Raw genomic sequence first — 16,972 nt, 5'->3', positions numbered from 1 at the left:
ATGCTTCAAACGCCTAGAGCCTTTAGGCTACATATAGGAATCTTTGGAAAAAGAAATGCAGGTAAATCATCTCTTATAAACGCACTTACAAATCAAGAGCTTGCACTTGTTTCTCCAGTCCCAGGAACTACTGCAGACCCCGTGTATAAATCCATGGAGATCCTACCACTTGGTCCTGTTGTTTTAATAGATACTGCTGGAATTGATGATGAAGGAGATCTTGGAGAGCTTAGAGTTAAAAAAACTCTGGAAGTTCTAAATAAAACAGAAATAGCAATATATGTAGTTGATAGTATGCAATGTGTGAGTAGTTTTGACAAAGAAACTATTGAAATGATAAAAGAAAAAAATATCCCAATAATAGGTGTAGCCTCAAAGCTAGAGGATAATATTCAAAAAAGCATAATTAAAGATTTCGAAAATGAACTAGGAATTCCCTTTATAGGATGTAGCGCTAGCACAGGTGTTGGTATAAATGATTTAAAGGAATATCTATCTAAGATAAATCCAAATACTGAAGAAAAAAAACTTGTTGGTGATCTTATAAATCCACTTGATTATGTAGTACTTGTAGTACCTATAGACAAGGCGGCTCCAAAGGGAAGACTGATACTTCCTCAGCAGCAAGTAATAAGAGATGTACTAGACCATGGTGGTATCCCTGTAATATGTAGAGATACAGAGCTTGATGAAACTCTAAAGAAAATATCAGAAAAACCTAGGCTTGTAATTACAGACTCTCAAGCATTTGAGTCTGTAAGCAAGATTGTAGATGAAGATATACCACTTACATCCTTTTCTATATTATTTGCTAGATTTAAAGGTGAGCTCTCGATTCTTGCAGATGGAGCAAACTCTATAGAAAAACTAAAGCCAAAATCCAAGGTTTTAATTTGTGAAGGATGTACTCACCATAGACAGCAAGGTGATATAGGAAGAGATAAGATTCCAAAATGGCTTGAAAGCATATCGTCCTCTGAGCTTGATTATGATTTTTATTCAGGAACTTCATACCCTGAAAGTTCTAAAATAAAAGAATATGATCTTATAGTTCACTGCGGAGGCTGTATGCTCAATTCCAAGGAAATGGAAAATAGAGTATATAGGGCATTTGAGGAAGGTGTTCCTATAGTTAATTACGGGGTACTGATATCCAAAGTCTTTGGAGTTCTTGATAGAGCTTTATCCCCTTTTCTATAAGAAATATTACAAAATCCCAGTATGAATGAATTTCACACTGGGATTTTCCAATCTAATGTTATTTTTTTATCCTCTTATTTTTTTACTTCCAATGACTGCAGCTCCTATCGCTCCTGTCAGCTGAGAATTTTCATGAGTTAGAACCTCTTGCCTAAGCTTTTCACTGAGAACACTTGTAATAACTTTGCTCTTTGAAAGTCCACCACTAAAAAATATGCTCCCATCAAAATTTAGTTTTCTGGCAAAAATTGCCGTTCTTTCACAAATCGAATCAACTATGCCCATTGCAATGGACTCAGCTTTTTCCTCTTTTGCCAAAAGACTCACGATTTCACTTTCCGCAAATACAGTACACATACTACTTATTTTTAGTGGATTTTCTCCTTCAATAAAACTATCAATATTGCTTATTTCCTGTTTAAGGGTTCTCATCATAACTTCTATAAATCTACCTGTTCCAGCAGCACATTTGTCATTCATTGCAAAATCAACGATATTTGAATCTCTATCTAGTTTTATTACTTTACTGTCCTGCCCTCCTATATCTATAACCGCACTAATTCCAGGACAAAGATAGGATGCTCCCTTCCCATGACAAGTGATTTCGGTTACACTTTTGTCCGAAAGGCCTTCAAGCAGATTTCTTCCATATCCTGTGGTTACAGTATATACGTCATTGTCTTTTTTTAATATCCTATAAACTTCCTTCATTGCTTCTTTTGGGCTAGAGCCAGTAGATACTATTACTGAGTCCAAAACATTCTTTCCGTCAAATAAAACCCCTTTTGTTGTGGTTGACCCAGAGTCAATCCCAAGTATTAGCATAAATCTCTCCTTAATTAAATCATTTCTACAAATGCAGCCATTCTAGTATTTAACTGCCCTATATCAGATGTTGAATAATCAGTCTCTATACTCATATAAGGAATGTCTTTTGAACCATTTACAAATCTTTTTATATTTAATGTTTCAATAGCATAGGTATGACAGGCTTGAAGTATTACATCAACTACTCCATCTACCTTGTATTCATCTATTGCTCTATCAAGCATCTTAATACGATTGTCATTAGGAGTCATACATGAACATCCTATAGAAAGATATTTTTCAGCTAAAGCTTCATATACATCTTCTTTTTCCTCTGATACTAAGTCCTCTATTGCTTTAGCTCCCATACAGTTTTCAAAAAATACTACATTTGCTCCGTTATCTTCTATGGCTTTTACTACCTTTTCCGTAACTCCTCCTATTGGACATCCTGTGATTAATATTCTTGGCTTTCTTTCTAAAACTTTACCTTCGTTATATTCTTCAGTTATCTTTTGAGTTAAAGCTTCTACTTCTTTTATACTTTGCTCTCTATCAAATTTGAAAGTCGAACCATAAAGTACTTTTAGAATATCCCCTCCTGTTATCGCAGGTGGATCTAGCTTTCCAAGGGCATAAAAATTCTTTAAAGCAGTTCTTTCTCTGTTTTTTAAATTAATAGCACTTTTTATATGATCTTCTGTAATTTTTGTATCAAATTTTTCTTCAAGTATATCTTTTAACTTTATGATTTCATTTTTCCATAGATTAAAAGAATCTTGTCCTATCTGAGTATTTGGAAGCTGCATTACATGAACATCTTTATACTCTCCCATATATTCATACATTTTTTTCTTTCCATCACATGTTGTTTCACCCACAACTATGTCTGAAAAATAAAAATATGGGCACTTGTCTGTTTTACCAAAACCATAGCTAGATTTGATTAATGGACAAAGGTTTCTAGGAAGATCTTTTTCTGCTTCTCCAATAGTTTCGTCTGATGTAGCGCAAAGAGATACAACAGCTGCTCCCATTGCAAGTGGAAGCTCTTGAGGCATATATGTACAGAAAGTTCCAACCATAGGTACATTTTTTTCTTTTAAATCTTTTGCAAGCATAAACCCGTTTCTTCTAGCTTCTGCAAATTCTTCAAAAATCTCAGGCAATTCTTTTCTAAGCTCCATATTAAACCTCCAAATTATATTATTTCAGTGTATAAATCCTTCACCTATCTCAATGATAAAGTAGTTTTTTTAACAAGTCTAATCAAGTTTCTCTATTACATTTATAGAAATATTCTATAAAGCTGATAATTTTTATAAATATAAGATATTATTTCCTAATAAACTTTGCTTGGTCTAATCACCAGCTATAATAAAGATACAAAAATGAGTATAAAAAAATAAATTTGGGTAAGGTTTATTAAAAGGAGGAAAAGAAATGATATATGTATTTTTAGCAGATGGTTTTGAAGAAACAGAAGCAGTAGCTCCTATAGATATTTTAAAACGAGCCAATATTGATGTACAAACTGTATCAGTAAAGGAAGACTCTCTTTTAGTAAAAGGTGCACATGGTATTATTTTGCAGTGTGATGAACTAATTAAAAATGTAAAAATAAAAAATGATGATGGGATTTTCTTGCCTGGTGGTATGCCTGGGACCCAAAATTTAAAAAATTCATTTATGGTAAAGCATCATATTCTAGCTGCAAATAAAAATAAAAATCTAATTTTTGCAATTTGTGCGGCTCCAACAGTACTCTATGATTTGGATATACTCAATGGCAAAAAAGCGACTTCATTTCCAGCTTTAAAGGAAACCTTCAAGGATTCTTTATATATTGAAGAAGATATCGTCCAAGATGATAATATAATAACCTCTAGAGGAGTTGGGACTGCATTAAAATTTGGACTTTATATGGTAGAAACTATATCTTCAAAAGAACTTTCCCATAAAATTGCAAAAGAAATACTTTACTCCTCTTAAATTCATAAATATTTTTCTATAAATCAACTAGATTTTAAATAAAGTTTAATAGATTTTATCCATTAAAAACCCTCTAGATAGGATAGATTTTCCTATACTAGAGGGTTTTTATTATTCAGATGCACTATCTCCTGCAAGTGCTCCAGTAGAAAAAGCAATCTGGAGATTATAGCCCCCTGTATTTCCATCTAAGTCAAGGGCTTCTCCTGCAAAATATAGATTTTTTACTAATTTAGACTCTAATGTTGATGGCTTTATGTGTTTCAAATCTACTCCACCCTTAGTAACCATACTGTTTTCAATAGAACCAAATGATTTTACGTCTAATTTATATTCTTTTATTTGTTTTATTATTTCATCTATTTCATTTTTATTGAGATTAAAAATATCTTTTTCATTGTAATCCTTCATGATTCTTTTTAAGATTTCAACTGGAAGAATACCTTTAAACCTATTAACAATATTTTTTTTATTTTTTTGAAGAAGCAATTCTAGGAGCTTCTTCTGTGAATAATGTGGTAAAAAATCTATCCTTAAATCTATATCTTTTCCTTCGTATTTTGATATATAGCTGCTCATATCAAGTGCTGCAGGGCCACTGATTCCATTATGTGTAAATAAAATATCTCCAGTTACTTTGTATATTTTTTTATCAGCCTTAGCTGTAAGAACTACATCTGATATACTTATTCCAACTAGATTGTCTTCCTCTCCTTTGTGAAGGTTGATATAAACAAGAGCCGGATAAAACTTACTTACTTTTATGTTTTTACTTTTTAGGACGCTAAAAAAAGCTCCATCTGAGCCTGTTTTACTATAGCTCATTCCCCCGGTACATACTATTACCTTGTCCGCTTTTATCTCACCTTTATTTGTTATTACTCCTTTGATTTCTTCATTTTCTATAATCAAATCAGTAACTTGCTCTTTTAGCCTTAAGTTTACTTTATTTGATATAAGTAAGGTTTCAAGAACACTTAGTATCCCTTCTGCTGAATTATCCTGAGGGTATATTTTATTTCCTTCTATCTTAAAACTAACTCCTTCATTTTCGAAGAAATCTAGTAAATCATCCTTTGAAAAATAATTAAGTGCACTATACAAGAATTTAGGATTTTCTGTTATATGAGAGTAAAATTCCTCATTTGAAACATTGCTTGCTATATTACATCTGCCGCCACCAGTAATGAGTAGCTTTTTTCCTAACATATTGTTTTTTTCTATTATTGTTACGTTGCAATCTTTATTAGAGGCCTTAATTGCTGCCATCATTCCTGCAGGGCCTGCTCCTATAATCACTATTTCCTTCAAATCATAACCTCCAAATTATAAAAATCTTTCCCAATTTATATATTCATTTAATTTATCTACAAACTTTTCCATATAATTTTTTTCTAAATCAGTGAATCTATTTAAAGACGGGCTATCCAAATCCAATACCCCATAAACTATATCATCTTTTATTATTGGTACTACAAGCTCTGATTTGGAGGCAGAATCACAAGCTATGTGACCTTCAAATTCTTCCACATTTGGAACTAACATGGTATTTCTTCTTGTGGCAGCTGCTCCACAAACTCCATTTTGAAGTTTTATTCTGTTGCAAGCTGGAAGGCCTTGAAATGGTCCTAGTACAAGCTCTTCATTTTTCATCAAATAGACTCCTGCCCAGTTTAAATCTTCAACTAAAGCTTTAATAAGAGCCATCGCATTTGATATATTTGCAAGTTCGTCACTTTCTGAGCTCAACTGTCCTTCAAGAAGTACAAGCATATATTTAAGTCTTTGCTCTGCATTCATTTTTTCTATTCCATTTAGTTTTATGGCCATTTTTTTCTCCTTATAGTGTCTTCATTAAGTTTTCTATCTTTGGGTAAAGCTCATCTAAAGTTATATCCGTACTTTCTGATTCAGTTCTTAACTTTAGCTCTACTTTCCCTTCTTTAAGCTTCTTTCCGATAGTAATTCTAACTGGAATCCCAATTAAATCTATATCTTTAAATTTTACTCCAGCCCTTTCATTTCTATCATCCAGTATTACATCATAACCTAAATCCATTAACTGTGTATATATCTTTTCTGCGGCTTTTAGCTGATCTTCATCTTTGGTCATAACTGGAACTACAGCAATTTCAAATGGAGCTATTTGTCTTGGCCATTTGATTCCAAATTCATCATTGTACTGCTCAATAATTGCTGCAATTGTTCTTGTGATTCCAATGCCATAGCATCCCATTACCATAGGATTTATTTTACCATTTTCATCAGTAAAGTTGCAGTTCATAGCCTCAGAATATCTTGTTCCAAGCTTGAAAATATGTCCAACCTCTATGCCTCTTGCAATAGTAATAGGTGAACCACATACAGGACAAGCTTCTCCCTCTTCTACATTTCTAAAATCTCCAACAACTCCATCAAAATCTTCAGGATAGTTTACATTTGCAATATGATAGTCTTCTTCGTTTGCTCCTGTTATAAAATTGAATCCATTTGCTATTTCCTGATCAATTAATAATATATCAGTTTTGATGCCAACAGGTCCTGCGAATCCAACTGGAGCCCCTGTAACAGCTTTTACAGTTTCCTCATCTGCCATATCAAAATCTATTACGGTTCCTATTGCATTTTTAATCTTTATTTCATTTGCTTCTCTATCTCCACGAAGTATTACTGCAACAGTCTTATCGTCTGCTTTGTAAATCAGAGTTTTTGCAAATTTAGCACCATCACAAGAGAAAAAATCGCATAGCTCTTCTATAGACCTAATTGCTGGTGTGTGAATTTTTTCGATTATCTTTTTGTCTTCCCCTATATGCTCTTGAACTATAGCTTGAGCTTTTTCAAGATTTGCGCCATAGTCACAGTTGCTGCAAAAAACTACAGCATCTTCGCCAACTTCTGATTTAACCATAAACTCAACAGAGCCCACTCCACCTATTGCTCCAGAATCAGCTTCCACTGCTTTAAATTCAAGACCACATCTTTCAAAAATTTTATTGTAAGCATCATACATATTCTGAAAAGAACTATCTTGTCCTTCAAAATCTCTATCAAAGCTGTAGGCATCTTTCATGACAAACTCTCTTGCCCTCATAATACCGAATCTAGGCCTTCTTTCATCTCTATATTTTGTCTGAATCTGGTAAATATTTATAGGAAGCTGCTTATATGTCTTGATTTCATTTCTTATTATATCCGTGAAAACTTCCTCATGGGTTGGGCCTAAACAAAAATCTCTACTATGTCTATCCTTAAGTCTAAACATTTCGTCTCCATATAGACTCCATCTTCCTGACTCTTCAATAAGCTCAGAAGGAATAATAGCAGAACATAGTATTTCCTGACCTCCTGCCCTGTTCATTTCTTCTCTAACTATGTTTTCTATTTTTTTTATAGTTTTAAGTCCAAGGGGCATATAATTATATATTCCTGAAGCAGTTTTTTTAATAAGTCCTGCTCTCATCATAAGGATATGACTTGTTATTTCAGCATCAGAAGGAGTCTCCTTCATAGTAGTAAAAAACATTTTTGACATTTTCACAGGTAATCACCTCTTTAATAGTATTTATATTAAATTATTTCTTTTAGTTTTTCTTCTATAAAAGCTTTGATTTCCTTATCTTCAATTGTAATCACAGACTCATCAAATAAATCAGGTTTTACTCTAAAGAAGTTTATAATAAGCTTATTTTTAGAGACTTTGTATACATCGTGGTGTCCTGGGACAAAAACAACCTCAAGTTCTTCTGCATTTGTATCTATATTTTTCAAATTATCTTTTATGCTATCTAGGTTTAATGTTTTAAGAGGCGCAAGCATAAGATTCATATAATCCATATCTTCCATCATCCACATATTATTATTCCAAAATTTTCTTTCTTTTTTGTTTGTGCTATTTAAGATTTCTCTATTTGATATTGCGCTTAGGACAAGTCTTACAGATTCTGATGTGAAATCATCTTCATAAATTTCTTTCATTTCATTTTTATCGGCAATACTCATGATATATGCTTCTCCAACTTTTTCTCTATCTTTTGTTGCCTGCCAAAAATAAAGCATAGATTCCATCACTTCAAGATTTACTTTTATTGTTTTAATCATTTATATTCACTCCTCAATATTGTGTATTTGTTAAGAATAGATTATCCTATATTAGACTATAATTCAATTGTTTGTACTATATATCTTAATAGTTCAATTAAAGTTTTTCTATAGAAACTTACTGATTTTATTTAAAATTTAGAAATCATGTTATCATATTTTGTTTTAAAAATTCGTAAAAATAAATTAATTCTTTAATATAAAGTTCATCATCCATATATATAAAATTGAATTCTTTTTCAATTGTAAAATCTTCTACTTTGACTTCTATAAGCTCTCCAGCATCAATCTCTTTTTTTGCAGCATCTTTATACATAAAACTAATACCAAGATTGGATTTTACAAGACTCTTAATTAAATTCACATTACTAATTTCTATTTTTTGGCTAAAGTTTTTTAAGTTAAAATTCTTATCTACTAAGGCCCTCTCTAGTATTTCTCTTGACCCAGACCCTTTTTCCCTTATAATTAGAGTCTCATTTAAAATGTCTTCAATTCTTATATTTGATTTTGTTGCAAGATTATGATCTTTTGAAACCGTAAGGATGAATTTTTCATTTTTTAGAACCTTAAAATAGTATTTTGTTTTATCAAACAAGCCTTCTACCAATGAAAAATGTATTTCTCCCTTCTCTAACATTTCCAGATTTTTTTTAGTATTTTCAACATAAATTTCCAAATTATAATTATCGAAATTTCTAAACATTTCAAATAAGATTGATTCGAGGGTGAATTCTCCTATTGTAAGGGTTGCTCCAAATTTTATTGACTTAATTTTTGAGCTTGATTGTTTTATATTCTCAATAAAAAAAATTTCACTAAGTTTTATTTTATTAGCATATTCTAATAAAATCTTTCCTGAATCTGTAAGGATCAGATCCTTTCCTTTATAATTTAAAAAACGACTATTATATTCTTTTTCTAATGATTTGATATGTTGAGAAACTGCTGGTTGAGTCAAATTTAAGTTTTGGGCAGCTTTAGTAAAGCTTTTTAATTCCCAAACTTTTAAAAAAGACTGTAGTCTTATATCCAATAGGCTTCCTCCTATAAATTATATTTATCGACTCATAACTATATATAATTAGATTTTATTCTAAATCAATGATAAAATCAATTCATAAAATACGATAAGGAGGAAATCATGAATCTTAATAATAATCATTTTGGAATTATATTCGCATTTTTCTTAGCAATAGCCTCAGTTTTTATAAGTAATATACTCCCTATTCATTTGATAGGACCGGGTGTAATCGCTTTACTTTTAGGTATTGGGTTAAATCCTTTCATTTCAAAATACAATATTCTTATACCAGGATTTAATTATACCTCGAAAAAAATCCTTAGGTTAGCAATCATACTTATGGGTTTGTCTTTGAGCTTTAATCAGGTCTTGTCAGTAGGTGCAATATCATTATTAGTAATGATTTTCACATTAATAACTGCCTTTGGCGGAGGTTATTTATTGGGAAAATTATTAAATATGGACTGGAAGCTTTCAAGCCTCATATCTGCTGGGACTGGAATTTGTGGAGGATCTGCAATTGCCGCAGTAGCTCCAGTTATAGATGCAAAAGATAGTGATATTGCTTATGCCATATCTGCAACCTTCATTTTTGATATTGTAATGGTAGTGATATTTCCATTGATGGGAGCATATTTCAATATGTCAGATATGGGATTTGGTTTATGGACAGGAACGGCAGTAAATGATACATCTTCTGTAGTAGCTGCCGGATACGCTTTTTCAGATGCTGCTGGAAATTTTGCGGTAATAGTCAAACTCACTCGAACTCTATCTATAGTTCCTGTAGTTCTTATATTTTCATATATCAACAATAAACTTAATCAAAAAAAAGAAGCTTTGGCACTTGTAGCAAATGGATCTTATATTATAGATGAGAAAAAACAAAGCAAGGTAGATATAAAAAATATTTTTCCTTGGTTTATAGTTTTATTCTTATGTATGGTACTCATTAAGAGCACTGGCTTTATTCCAGATTTTCTAGTAAGTAACTTTAGCAGCTTGAGCAAGTTTTTGATGGTAATGTCCCTAGGTGCTATAGGTTTAAAAACAAATCTAAAAAAACTATCTAAATCAGGATTCTCACCTATGATTCATGGATTTATTATTTCATCTTTAGTTGTAATTGTTTCTTTTATAGTTCAAAAATTAATTGGACAAATATGAAAAAAGATAACAATAAACAAATACTTAGCAAGAGCTAAGTTCTTAAATTAATATTATATTTAAAAATAAAGGAATTAAGTTTTGCAAAATATCTTAAGCAAAAATTAATTCCTTTTTGAATTCATTATTTAATCTTTTCACTAACTGTCTAAAAGTTCTTTTATTAATCTAGATATTATCTCTGGAACTCTTTCATAAACATCAGGCCCATAAACTCTTTCTGTGATTTTATGAAGATCTTTTCCCCATGGTCCAATATTTACAACAGGCATATCTAGGGTCCTCATTTCATCAAATGGAACTGAATACAAGTTCCCCCATCCTGGACTATTTGCAGTTATTACATCTATATCTTCCTGATTTCCAAGCCACCCTGCATATGAAAGATCTGACATTCCCATAAAATATAGATTTTTTTCATACTCTACATTATAAAGCTCTTTGGATATTTTATTTACTCTATTTGAAAGAGTGAATCTATCTCCATTTTTAATTAAAAAATTTGATATATGAGGATAATAAGGCCCTGAAATAGCAACTACAACAGATGGCCCTTCTAAATCAATATAATCAGCAGTGTATTCAATTAATCTTATAGTTCCTTCGGGAAGTGTGATTTCATTTTTATCCACAAGTTCTTTTATATCTTTTTGAAAATCTTCATAAGAATTTATAAAACTTGTCCCACCCTTTACTATAGCTTCTTTGAATATATCTTCAAAAGTAAGTGTATTAGGTACAAACCCGATTTCTTCTTCTAAATCATTAGTTAGTTTGCAAAACTCGCTATATGATTTTGAAAAATGATTCAAAGTTACTTCTAATGCTTTTTCTGATATAGTAATCATCTTTTCAAGTATTTCAGTCGGTGTTTTAGTAAAAGTCAACCAATTAAAATATCCTGTAGCTGCTTCAGGAATAGATGCATCATAGGCTTTTTTTCTATCCTTTAGATTAACCCATATAGGAGGAGGTGTAGCATCAAATTCCACTTTATCAGAGAGATTTACATTCAGCTCTGTAAGCATTTGGATATTAGCTAAAATTAGAGATGGGTTTATTCCATTATATGGATCTCCAACATGACTTTTAACTCCTTTAACATAAACAACAGGCATAATCTTACCTACAGACCCTTCATAAATTATAGCTTTGTTCTTCATCATATTATAGTATGGCTCAGAGTTTATTGTTAATATATATTTCAATCTGTACTGTTCTTTTAAATCATGGATTAATTTTACAGCAAATAACATTCCTCTTGAGAGAGTTTCTTCATCTGGGACACTTAGAAATAAAATATTCCCATTAAAATTTTCTTTTGAAAATTCTTCAATAAGTGATAAATGAATTGCTACTCCAGCCTTCATATCAGCAGTACCTCTTCCAAAAATCCAATCTTTTGATTCTATATCCAATCTAATATTTTTCCCAAAATTTCTTTTTGAAAGTTCATTTTTTAGCTCATCGGGTCTAAGGGCTAAGTGTTGAATTTTTCCATATTCATATGAGTCTACAGTGTCATAGTGATTTATGAGAATTATTGTTTCATCATTTTGATTGTTTCCTTTTACGAGAGCCCAAATAACTTCTCTACTGTTGGTGTCATCTTCGAGTAAGGCGGCCCCTGCGTGCTCTGGGTAAGATTTAAAGTATTCTCTAGATTTAATCCAGCTCAAAATAGTCTCTCCGATGACACTTTCATAAAGAGTATTAGTATCGCTCCTTGTAGAAACCAGCCTTAAAAATAATGGTTCTATTAGTTTTCTTCTATTCATGCTATCTCCTTTTTCGAAAGTTTCTCAAAATATTCTTTTACATCTCTCATAATCCAAAATAATCCATACATTAATTTTACTTTCATTCTTTTTTTATTAATGCATCTGTCTTTTTTACTGTTTTCTTTATGATAATAGCTTATTCCCATTATATTCTCCCATAAACATATACTCTCTGATTCACCTTTTAATATTGAAGTTAAATGAGTAAAATTTTTATAAAGATTAAATCTTCTAAAGTTTAGGTATAACTAAAATCAAGGAACGAATTTAAACTAGCGAGTTTTATAACAAGGAGAATATAACTATGAATATAATATTTCTCATAATCGGAGTGACAATTGTAAATTTTATTGTAATAGACATGATCTGGACTTCCTTATGGGTGGATAAAGGGGCTGGAATTTTGACAAGAAATTTATCAAATATAACTTGGAATATCTTAGTTAGGCTAAATACAAAAAAATCAGGGATTTTAAATGCATCTGGTCCCATAATTTTAATGATTACTTTATTTTCTTGGGTTCTGATTTTATGGATAGGGTGGGCTTTTGTATTTGCAAGCGGTTCAAAAGATATTGTAAACTCTATCACAGGAAACCCAATGGAAACTATCGATATCATTTATTATTCTGGATATGTATTATTTACATTAGGAAATGGAGACTTTGTTCCAATTACAGGTCTTATGAAAATTCTGTCTACTTTTTCTACAGGGGTAGGAATGTTGTTGTTGACTATTGGAGCTTCCTATATAATATCCATAGTAGGTGCAGTAGTAAAAAAAAGAGCTTTTGCAATCAACGTTTCAAGCGTTGGCAAAAGCCCTCAGGATATTATTGTAAATTCATGGAACGGTAAAAACTTTCAGCATATGGATTCTTTTTTAATTTCCTTATCAAGTGAGCTAAGTACTTTGACATATCAACATAAGGCTTATCCACTTCTTTACTATTATCATACAGATGATTTTAATAAAGCTCTATCTGTAGCTATTGTAAAACTGGATGAGGTACTTACTATCTTAGAACATGCTGTGGAATACGAAAAACAACCTAATTCTTTATTATTTATAGGAATGAGATCTTCAATTGACAACTACCTAAATATATTAAACAAGATGTATATAAAGTCTTCAGATATTCCCCTTTCTATACCTGATTTAAGGATTCTTAGAGAAAAAAATATTCCGGTAAAATCAATAGATGATTTTAACAAAGAAATCAAAAAAATCGAATCAAGGAGAAAGAACTTAAGAGGACTTTTAAACTACGACAACTGGGATGAAGATGTAATATACTCTAGTAAAAGCAAATTCTCTTTTAAATAGATATTCCAAACCAGTTAACATATGAATGTTTTGTAAATCCTGCTTTACTTGCAAGACTAGGTGACATTTTATTAGAATCAATTATATGTAAAAATGGAATTTTCCCTGATTCTAATATCTTTTTTGCTAAATCAATTGTAACCTCAAGAGCATAGTTTTTATTTCTATGCTCTTTTTTGGTATACATTATTCCCATAGAGTTATCATTGTGAACTAAAACCCATGAAACAAGTTCTTTATTTATATAAACTCCAGAGGAAGGTCTTTTAAGAATATCCTGCTCTATTCTTTGAAGACTTTTATCTCCTTTGAATTCATAATAATCATTTATTATCGGAGCGTCCTTTATATCAATTGGCCTTATTTGATTTTTTATTAAGGATGTATTTAAATTTTCTTCTTTGAGAAAATATAAGCTGCACCTATTTTCCCAATCCTGATTATATTTCCCTTTAATTTTATCTGATATTTCCTCTTTGATTCCTGAAAAACCGAAGCTTCCTTTTTGGAATTTTTTTGTTAATATCTCCTCTAAAAACTCATCACTTTGAGTATAAATATAATTAAAATATCCCAATCTTACAAGTACTCCTTTTGGATTTTTCAAGGAATCAACATATATCTCACAGTCTTCTTCGTTTTCCAGTATTCCTAAAATATTTAAATTCACTATATAGTCTTTTTTTAAAAAGTCAATTATTTCTAGGGATGGCATAGTTTTGATTATCATATTTTAAACACCTTCCATCTATTTGTTTTAAAATAAAATAATATAATTATTGCTTCAATAAATACAGATAATGCTATAGAATACCATACTCCATTGAGTTCTAGATTAAAGCTTTTAGCTAAAATATATGCCAGGGGGAGCTTAAATACAACATTTGCTACAATTGAAGCAAGCATAGGTGGAAATGTGTCACCAGCTCCCTGAAAAACGCCGCCATATGTAGTTGTAAATACCACAAATACTATCCCCATATATATTATTCTTAAATAAGAAACTCCATATGATATAACTGCTGGGTCTTTTATAAATATTCTCATCATATATGAAGGAAAGATTACATATGGCAATGAAAAAATAAGCACATTAATAAAGGCAATTTTCAATCCCTCTTTTATAATTTTGTCACACTGATGAATATTTCCTCTCCCTAGACTCTGTCCTACCATTATTGATATTCCTGTTGAAAGACCAATAAGGACAATAAAGGTGTAATTAAAAAGCTGGCTTCCTATATTAAAAGCAGCAGATCCTTCTGCTTGACCAACTTCATAAACAAGACTGAACATAAGCATTCCCGTAATTGGTCTTGCCACTTGCTGAAGGCAAGCCCATCCTCCTATTCTGAATATCCTTGAGGTTGTTTCAAAGTGTATTTTAAGATTTGCAATAAACAAAATTATATTTTTTTCGTATATTTTTATTAGTACAATTACTATTGCTGCAATAAAGGAAAATAAGTTTGATATGACAGTGGCAATTGCAGCCCCCTGTATTCCCATATTCATTTGAAAAATAAAAATGTAGTCAAGCAAAATGTTAATTATATTAGAAAATCCAAATATAATTAATGGCGTCATAGTATCTCCAAGTGACTGTATGATAGTCCTTAGAGCAGAATTTAAGAAAACAAATACTGTTCCTAAAAAGATAATAGAAATATATTCATAAGCAAAATTCCCTACTATTTCTGAAGGGCTAAATATCTTTTCTATTATGGATATAGCGTTAAGGTAACATAATATTCCCAAAGAAATCCCAATTAACCCAGCAAGCGCTATAGAATTTCCGCTATATCTTTTCACTTTCAAATAATCGTTTTCTCCATAGCTCCTTGAAACCAAAGCTATAGTACCTGCAGATACAAGAGTTGATATTACAAATATAACTCCAGTTATAGAGTTGGCTATACCAGCTGCTGCTGCTTGGTTTACTCCTAGATTTGATATGAAATACGTATCTACTGTATTGAGTAAACTCTGAAGTATCATTCCAATCATAACAGGCCATGAAAGTTTAAATATAGTCTGCATTGTTACCTGACTATGCTCTTCTATAGGTGTTTTCTCAAATTTATTGTCTGTTATGTTCAAACTGAAACAGTCCCCCTAATGATGATCCTATACTATTGGAAATTTCATTTTATAATCCATTTTAAATTTATACATTCTTTGGTCTGCAGTTTTTGTAAGGTCATTTAACAATATACCATCTTCGCCAAAAGTAGCTATGCCATAGCTAAACGAACATTTTATATTAGTTCCTTCAATATTTATTGGATTTTTTTCTAAGCTTTCTAAAAAACCATCCAATCTTTTTGAAAGAAGGTTGTGATTCGAATTAAAAAAGATTCCTATAAATTCATCCCCACCATATCTAGCTAAAATATCACTTTTTCTTATTATTCCTGAGCATCCTTTTGCAAATTGTTCCAAGACCATATCCCCTGCAAGATGCCCAAAATTGTCGTTTATAAATTTTAGGCCATTTAGATCAAAAACTACTAGGTTAAATTTTTCTTCATATCTTAAAGATTTTTCTTTTATATTATAAAATATTTTTTCAAAATAACTTCTATTATAAAGATTTGTAAGGCTATCAAATTGAGACAAATATACCTTTTCCTCATATAGCATATGATTTGATATTGCAATTTCAACATTGTTTTTTATAAACTCCATTACTTTTATGTCGTTCTCATCAAAGGCGTTAAATTCAGTAGAGTCTATATTTACTATCCCAAAAAAATCTCCATTAACATATATAGGAGCTGTGAGAGTGGATTTGATATACTCAGAGTCATTATCTGATGTTCTTATAGGCTCAAAGCCTTCTATTTTAGTGATATCTGAGATTACTGATGTATTATCCAATTTCCCATCAGTTGCCTTATATAAAAATGACTGATTTATTGGTATCTCAAAATCATTTATATTGTCTTCGATAAAGCCAATATGAGAAACTACTTTTAAACTGTCTTCTTGTTTAATCATAATGCTTCCAAGCCGAGCATTTTTAATTGATTTGATAGCATTTTTTAAAATAAGTCTATAAATTCCCTCAATAGAGTTAGTTCTTACAATAGATTGAGTTACCTCAAGCATTGAGTCTCTTAGATTTAATAGACTAGAAAGATTATGCTCAGCAATTTTCCTATCTGTTATATTTATCATAGTTGCCAAAATATAAATAGTTGAATTATGAGATACCTTCTGCCACTGACATTCAATCCACAAAATATTTCCTTCTTTTGTAGATATCCTAAATTCAAAATTTTTATTTATATTAGTTCCATTTATTGCTTTTGCTATATTAAGATAAAAAAGCTTTTTATAATGAGAGGTCATTATTTGATTTAAATCAATTTCCTTTATTTCATTAAAGGAATAACCTGTAAGGAGTTCAAACTCTTTGTTTGCAAATAAAATCTCCTGTGAGTTTATTATTATTAAAGGATTTGGTATAAGACTATTTAAAGTCTGTAAATCATTTTCTTTTATGATTTTTATATCAATTTGTTCCACTTTAGATCACCAACTTTATTTTTTTAGCCTATTTTTAGATAG

General features: G+C 30.8%; 16 protein-coding genes. 4 read left to right on the top strand and 12 right to left on the bottom strand.

Features of this window, described 5'->3' with window-relative positions; all coding sequences use genetic code 11:
* On the top strand, nucleotides 1-1,200 hold the full coding sequence (gene hydF / locus J2Z35_RS08390; protein ID WP_209660952.1) for a [FeFe] hydrogenase H-cluster maturation GTPase HydF: 1,200 nt from the start codon (nucleotides 1-3) through the stop codon (nucleotides 1,198-1,200).
* 66 nt (nucleotides 1,201-1,266) lie between these two features.
* Here the strand turns inward: hydF and J2Z35_RS08385 are convergent, their stop codons facing one another.
* Together J2Z35_RS08385 and J2Z35_RS08380 are read right to left on the bottom strand one after the other, a co-directional pair.
* The gene (locus tag J2Z35_RS08385) at nucleotides 1,267-2,025 is read right to left on the bottom strand and encodes an acyl-CoA dehydratase activase (protein ID WP_209660951.1); all 759 of its coding nucleotides are present in this window, start codon (nucleotides 2,023-2,025) and stop codon (nucleotides 1,267-1,269) included.
* 14 nt (nucleotides 2,026-2,039) lie between these two features.
* On the bottom strand, nucleotides 2,040-3,194 hold the full coding sequence (locus tag J2Z35_RS08380) for a double-cubane-cluster-containing anaerobic reductase (RefSeq protein ID WP_209660950.1): 1,155 nt from the start codon (nucleotides 3,192-3,194) through the stop codon (nucleotides 2,040-2,042).
* Between the two features lie 256 nt (nucleotides 3,195-3,450).
* Here J2Z35_RS08380 and J2Z35_RS08375 point away from each other — a divergent pair, with 256 nt between their 5' ends.
* Nucleotides 3,451-3,999, top strand: coding sequence for a DJ-1 family glyoxalase III (locus J2Z35_RS08375; protein WP_209660949.1), 549 nt, complete (start codon nucleotides 3,451-3,453; stop codon nucleotides 3,997-3,999).
* Nucleotides 4,000-4,110: 111 nt separating this feature from the next.
* On the opposite strand, the gene J2Z35_RS08370 is transcribed toward J2Z35_RS08375, so the two are convergent.
* From J2Z35_RS08370 to J2Z35_RS08350, 5 genes are all read right to left on the bottom strand, one after another.
* Nucleotides 4,111-5,310: a BaiN/RdsA family NAD(P)/FAD-dependent oxidoreductase gene (locus J2Z35_RS08370; protein ID WP_209660948.1), complete on the bottom strand. Its 1,200-nt coding sequence runs from the start codon at nucleotides 5,308-5,310 to the stop codon at nucleotides 4,111-4,113.
* Nucleotides 5,311-5,325: 15 nt separating this feature from the next.
* Nucleotides 5,326-5,829: a GAF domain-containing protein gene (locus tag J2Z35_RS08365; protein ID WP_209660947.1), complete on the bottom strand. Its 504-nt coding sequence runs from the start codon at nucleotides 5,827-5,829 to the stop codon at nucleotides 5,326-5,328.
* A gap of 10 nt (nucleotides 5,830-5,839) precedes the next feature.
* The gene (locus J2Z35_RS08360) at nucleotides 5,840-7,534 is read right to left on the bottom strand and encodes a proline--tRNA ligase (protein WP_245330817.1); all 1,695 of its coding nucleotides are present in this window, start codon (nucleotides 7,532-7,534) and stop codon (nucleotides 5,840-5,842) included.
* A 35-nt stretch (nucleotides 7,535-7,569) separates the two neighbouring features.
* Entirely contained in the window at nucleotides 7,570-8,100 is a 531-nt protein-coding gene (locus J2Z35_RS08355; protein ID WP_209660945.1) for a TDE2712 family protein, read from the bottom strand.
* A gap of 145 nt (nucleotides 8,101-8,245) precedes the next feature.
* Nucleotides 8,246-9,136 carry a LysR family transcriptional regulator gene (locus J2Z35_RS08350; protein ID WP_209660944.1) on the bottom strand — a complete coding sequence of 297 codons (891 nt, stop codon included), beginning with the start codon at nucleotides 9,134-9,136 and terminating at the stop codon, nucleotides 8,246-8,248.
* 108 nt (nucleotides 9,137-9,244) lie between these two features.
* Between J2Z35_RS08350 and J2Z35_RS08345 the strand changes: the two genes are divergently transcribed.
* Nucleotides 9,245-10,291: a YeiH family protein gene (locus tag J2Z35_RS08345; protein ID WP_209660943.1), complete on the top strand. Its 1,047-nt coding sequence runs from the start codon at nucleotides 9,245-9,247 to the stop codon at nucleotides 10,289-10,291.
* Nucleotides 10,292-10,431: 140 nt separating this feature from the next.
* On the opposite strand, the gene J2Z35_RS08340 is transcribed toward J2Z35_RS08345, so the two are convergent.
* Both J2Z35_RS08340 and J2Z35_RS08335 read right to left on the bottom strand, forming a co-directional pair.
* Complete coding sequence (locus tag J2Z35_RS08340) at nucleotides 10,432-12,069, bottom strand: M20/M25/M40 family metallo-hydrolase (protein WP_209660942.1); 1,638 nt, start codon at nucleotides 12,067-12,069, stop codon at nucleotides 10,432-10,434.
* Nucleotides 12,066-12,218, bottom strand: coding sequence for a hypothetical protein (locus tag J2Z35_RS08335; protein WP_209660941.1), 153 nt, complete (start codon nucleotides 12,216-12,218; stop codon nucleotides 12,066-12,068). The genes J2Z35_RS08340 and J2Z35_RS08335 overlap by 4 nt, the downstream gene beginning before the upstream one ends.
* A gap of 158 nt (nucleotides 12,219-12,376) precedes the next feature.
* Here J2Z35_RS08335 and J2Z35_RS08330 point away from each other — a divergent pair, with 158 nt between their 5' ends.
* Nucleotides 12,377-13,399, top strand: coding sequence for a potassium channel family protein (locus J2Z35_RS08330; protein WP_209660940.1), 1,023 nt, complete (start codon nucleotides 12,377-12,379; stop codon nucleotides 13,397-13,399).
* Here J2Z35_RS08330 and J2Z35_RS08325 read toward each other — a convergent pair.
* From J2Z35_RS08325 to J2Z35_RS14895, 3 genes are read right to left on the bottom strand one after another with little or no spacing between them, the layout of a single operon-like run.
* Nucleotides 13,392-14,129, bottom strand: a complete 738-nt coding sequence (locus J2Z35_RS08325) for a GNAT family N-acetyltransferase (RefSeq protein ID WP_209660939.1) — start codon at nucleotides 14,127-14,129, stop codon at nucleotides 13,392-13,394. The two genes, J2Z35_RS08330 and J2Z35_RS08325, sit on opposite strands and share 8 nt — an antisense overlap.
* On the bottom strand, nucleotides 14,126-15,499 hold the full coding sequence (locus J2Z35_RS08320; RefSeq protein ID WP_245330811.1) for an MATE family efflux transporter: 1,374 nt from the start codon (nucleotides 15,497-15,499) through the stop codon (nucleotides 14,126-14,128). Before J2Z35_RS08320 ends, J2Z35_RS08325 begins: the two co-directional genes overlap by 4 nt.
* A 27-nt stretch (nucleotides 15,500-15,526) precedes the next feature.
* Entirely contained in the window at nucleotides 15,527-16,930 is a 1,404-nt protein-coding gene (locus J2Z35_RS14895) for a sensor domain-containing diguanylate cyclase (protein WP_209660938.1), read from the bottom strand.
* Nucleotides 16,931-16,972 lie beyond the last annotated feature (42 nt).

Origin of the sequence: Acetoanaerobium pronyense (assembly GCF_017874355.1) — a bacterium.
Classification (GTDB): Bacteria; Bacillota; Clostridia; order Peptostreptococcales; family Filifactoraceae; genus Acetoanaerobium; species Acetoanaerobium pronyense.
This window is presented reverse-complemented; position numbering and strand designations above follow the sequence as displayed.

Excerpts from the sequence above, each read along its gene's own strand:
- hydF (WP_209660952.1), top strand. The coding sequence starts at position 1 with ATGCTTCAAACGCCTAGAGCCTTTAGGCTACATATAGGAATCTTTGGA.
- J2Z35_RS08385 (WP_209660951.1), bottom strand. The coding sequence starts at position 2,025 with ATGCTAATACTTGGGATTGACTCTGGGTCAACCACAACAAAAGGGGTT.
- J2Z35_RS08380 (WP_209660950.1), bottom strand. The coding sequence starts at position 3,194 with ATGGAGCTTAGAAAAGAATTGCCTGAGATTTTTGAAGAATTTGCAGAA.
- J2Z35_RS08375 (WP_209660949.1), top strand. The coding sequence starts at position 3,451 with ATGATATATGTATTTTTAGCAGATGGTTTTGAAGAAACAGAAGCAGTA.
- J2Z35_RS08365 (WP_209660947.1), bottom strand. The coding sequence starts at position 5,829 with ATGGCCATAAAACTAAATGGAATAGAAAAAATGAATGCAGAGCAAAGA.
- J2Z35_RS08360 (WP_245330817.1), bottom strand. The coding sequence starts at position 7,534 with ATGTCAAAAATGTTTTTTACTACTATGAAGGAGACTCCTTCTGATGCT.
- J2Z35_RS08355 (WP_209660945.1), bottom strand. The coding sequence starts at position 8,100 with ATGATTAAAACAATAAAAGTAAATCTTGAAGTGATGGAATCTATGCTT.
- J2Z35_RS08345 (WP_209660943.1), top strand. The coding sequence starts at position 9,245 with ATGAATCTTAATAATAATCATTTTGGAATTATATTCGCATTTTTCTTA.
- J2Z35_RS08340 (WP_209660942.1), bottom strand. The coding sequence starts at position 12,069 with ATGAATAGAAGAAAACTAATAGAACCATTATTTTTAAGGCTGGTTTCT.
- J2Z35_RS08335 (WP_209660941.1), bottom strand. The coding sequence starts at position 12,218 with ATGGGAATAAGCTATTATCATAAAGAAAACAGTAAAAAAGACAGATGC.
- J2Z35_RS08330 (WP_209660940.1), top strand. The coding sequence starts at position 12,377 with ATGAATATAATATTTCTCATAATCGGAGTGACAATTGTAAATTTTATT.
- J2Z35_RS08325 (WP_209660939.1), bottom strand. The coding sequence starts at position 14,129 with ATGATAATCAAAACTATGCCATCCCTAGAAATAATTGACTTTTTAAAA.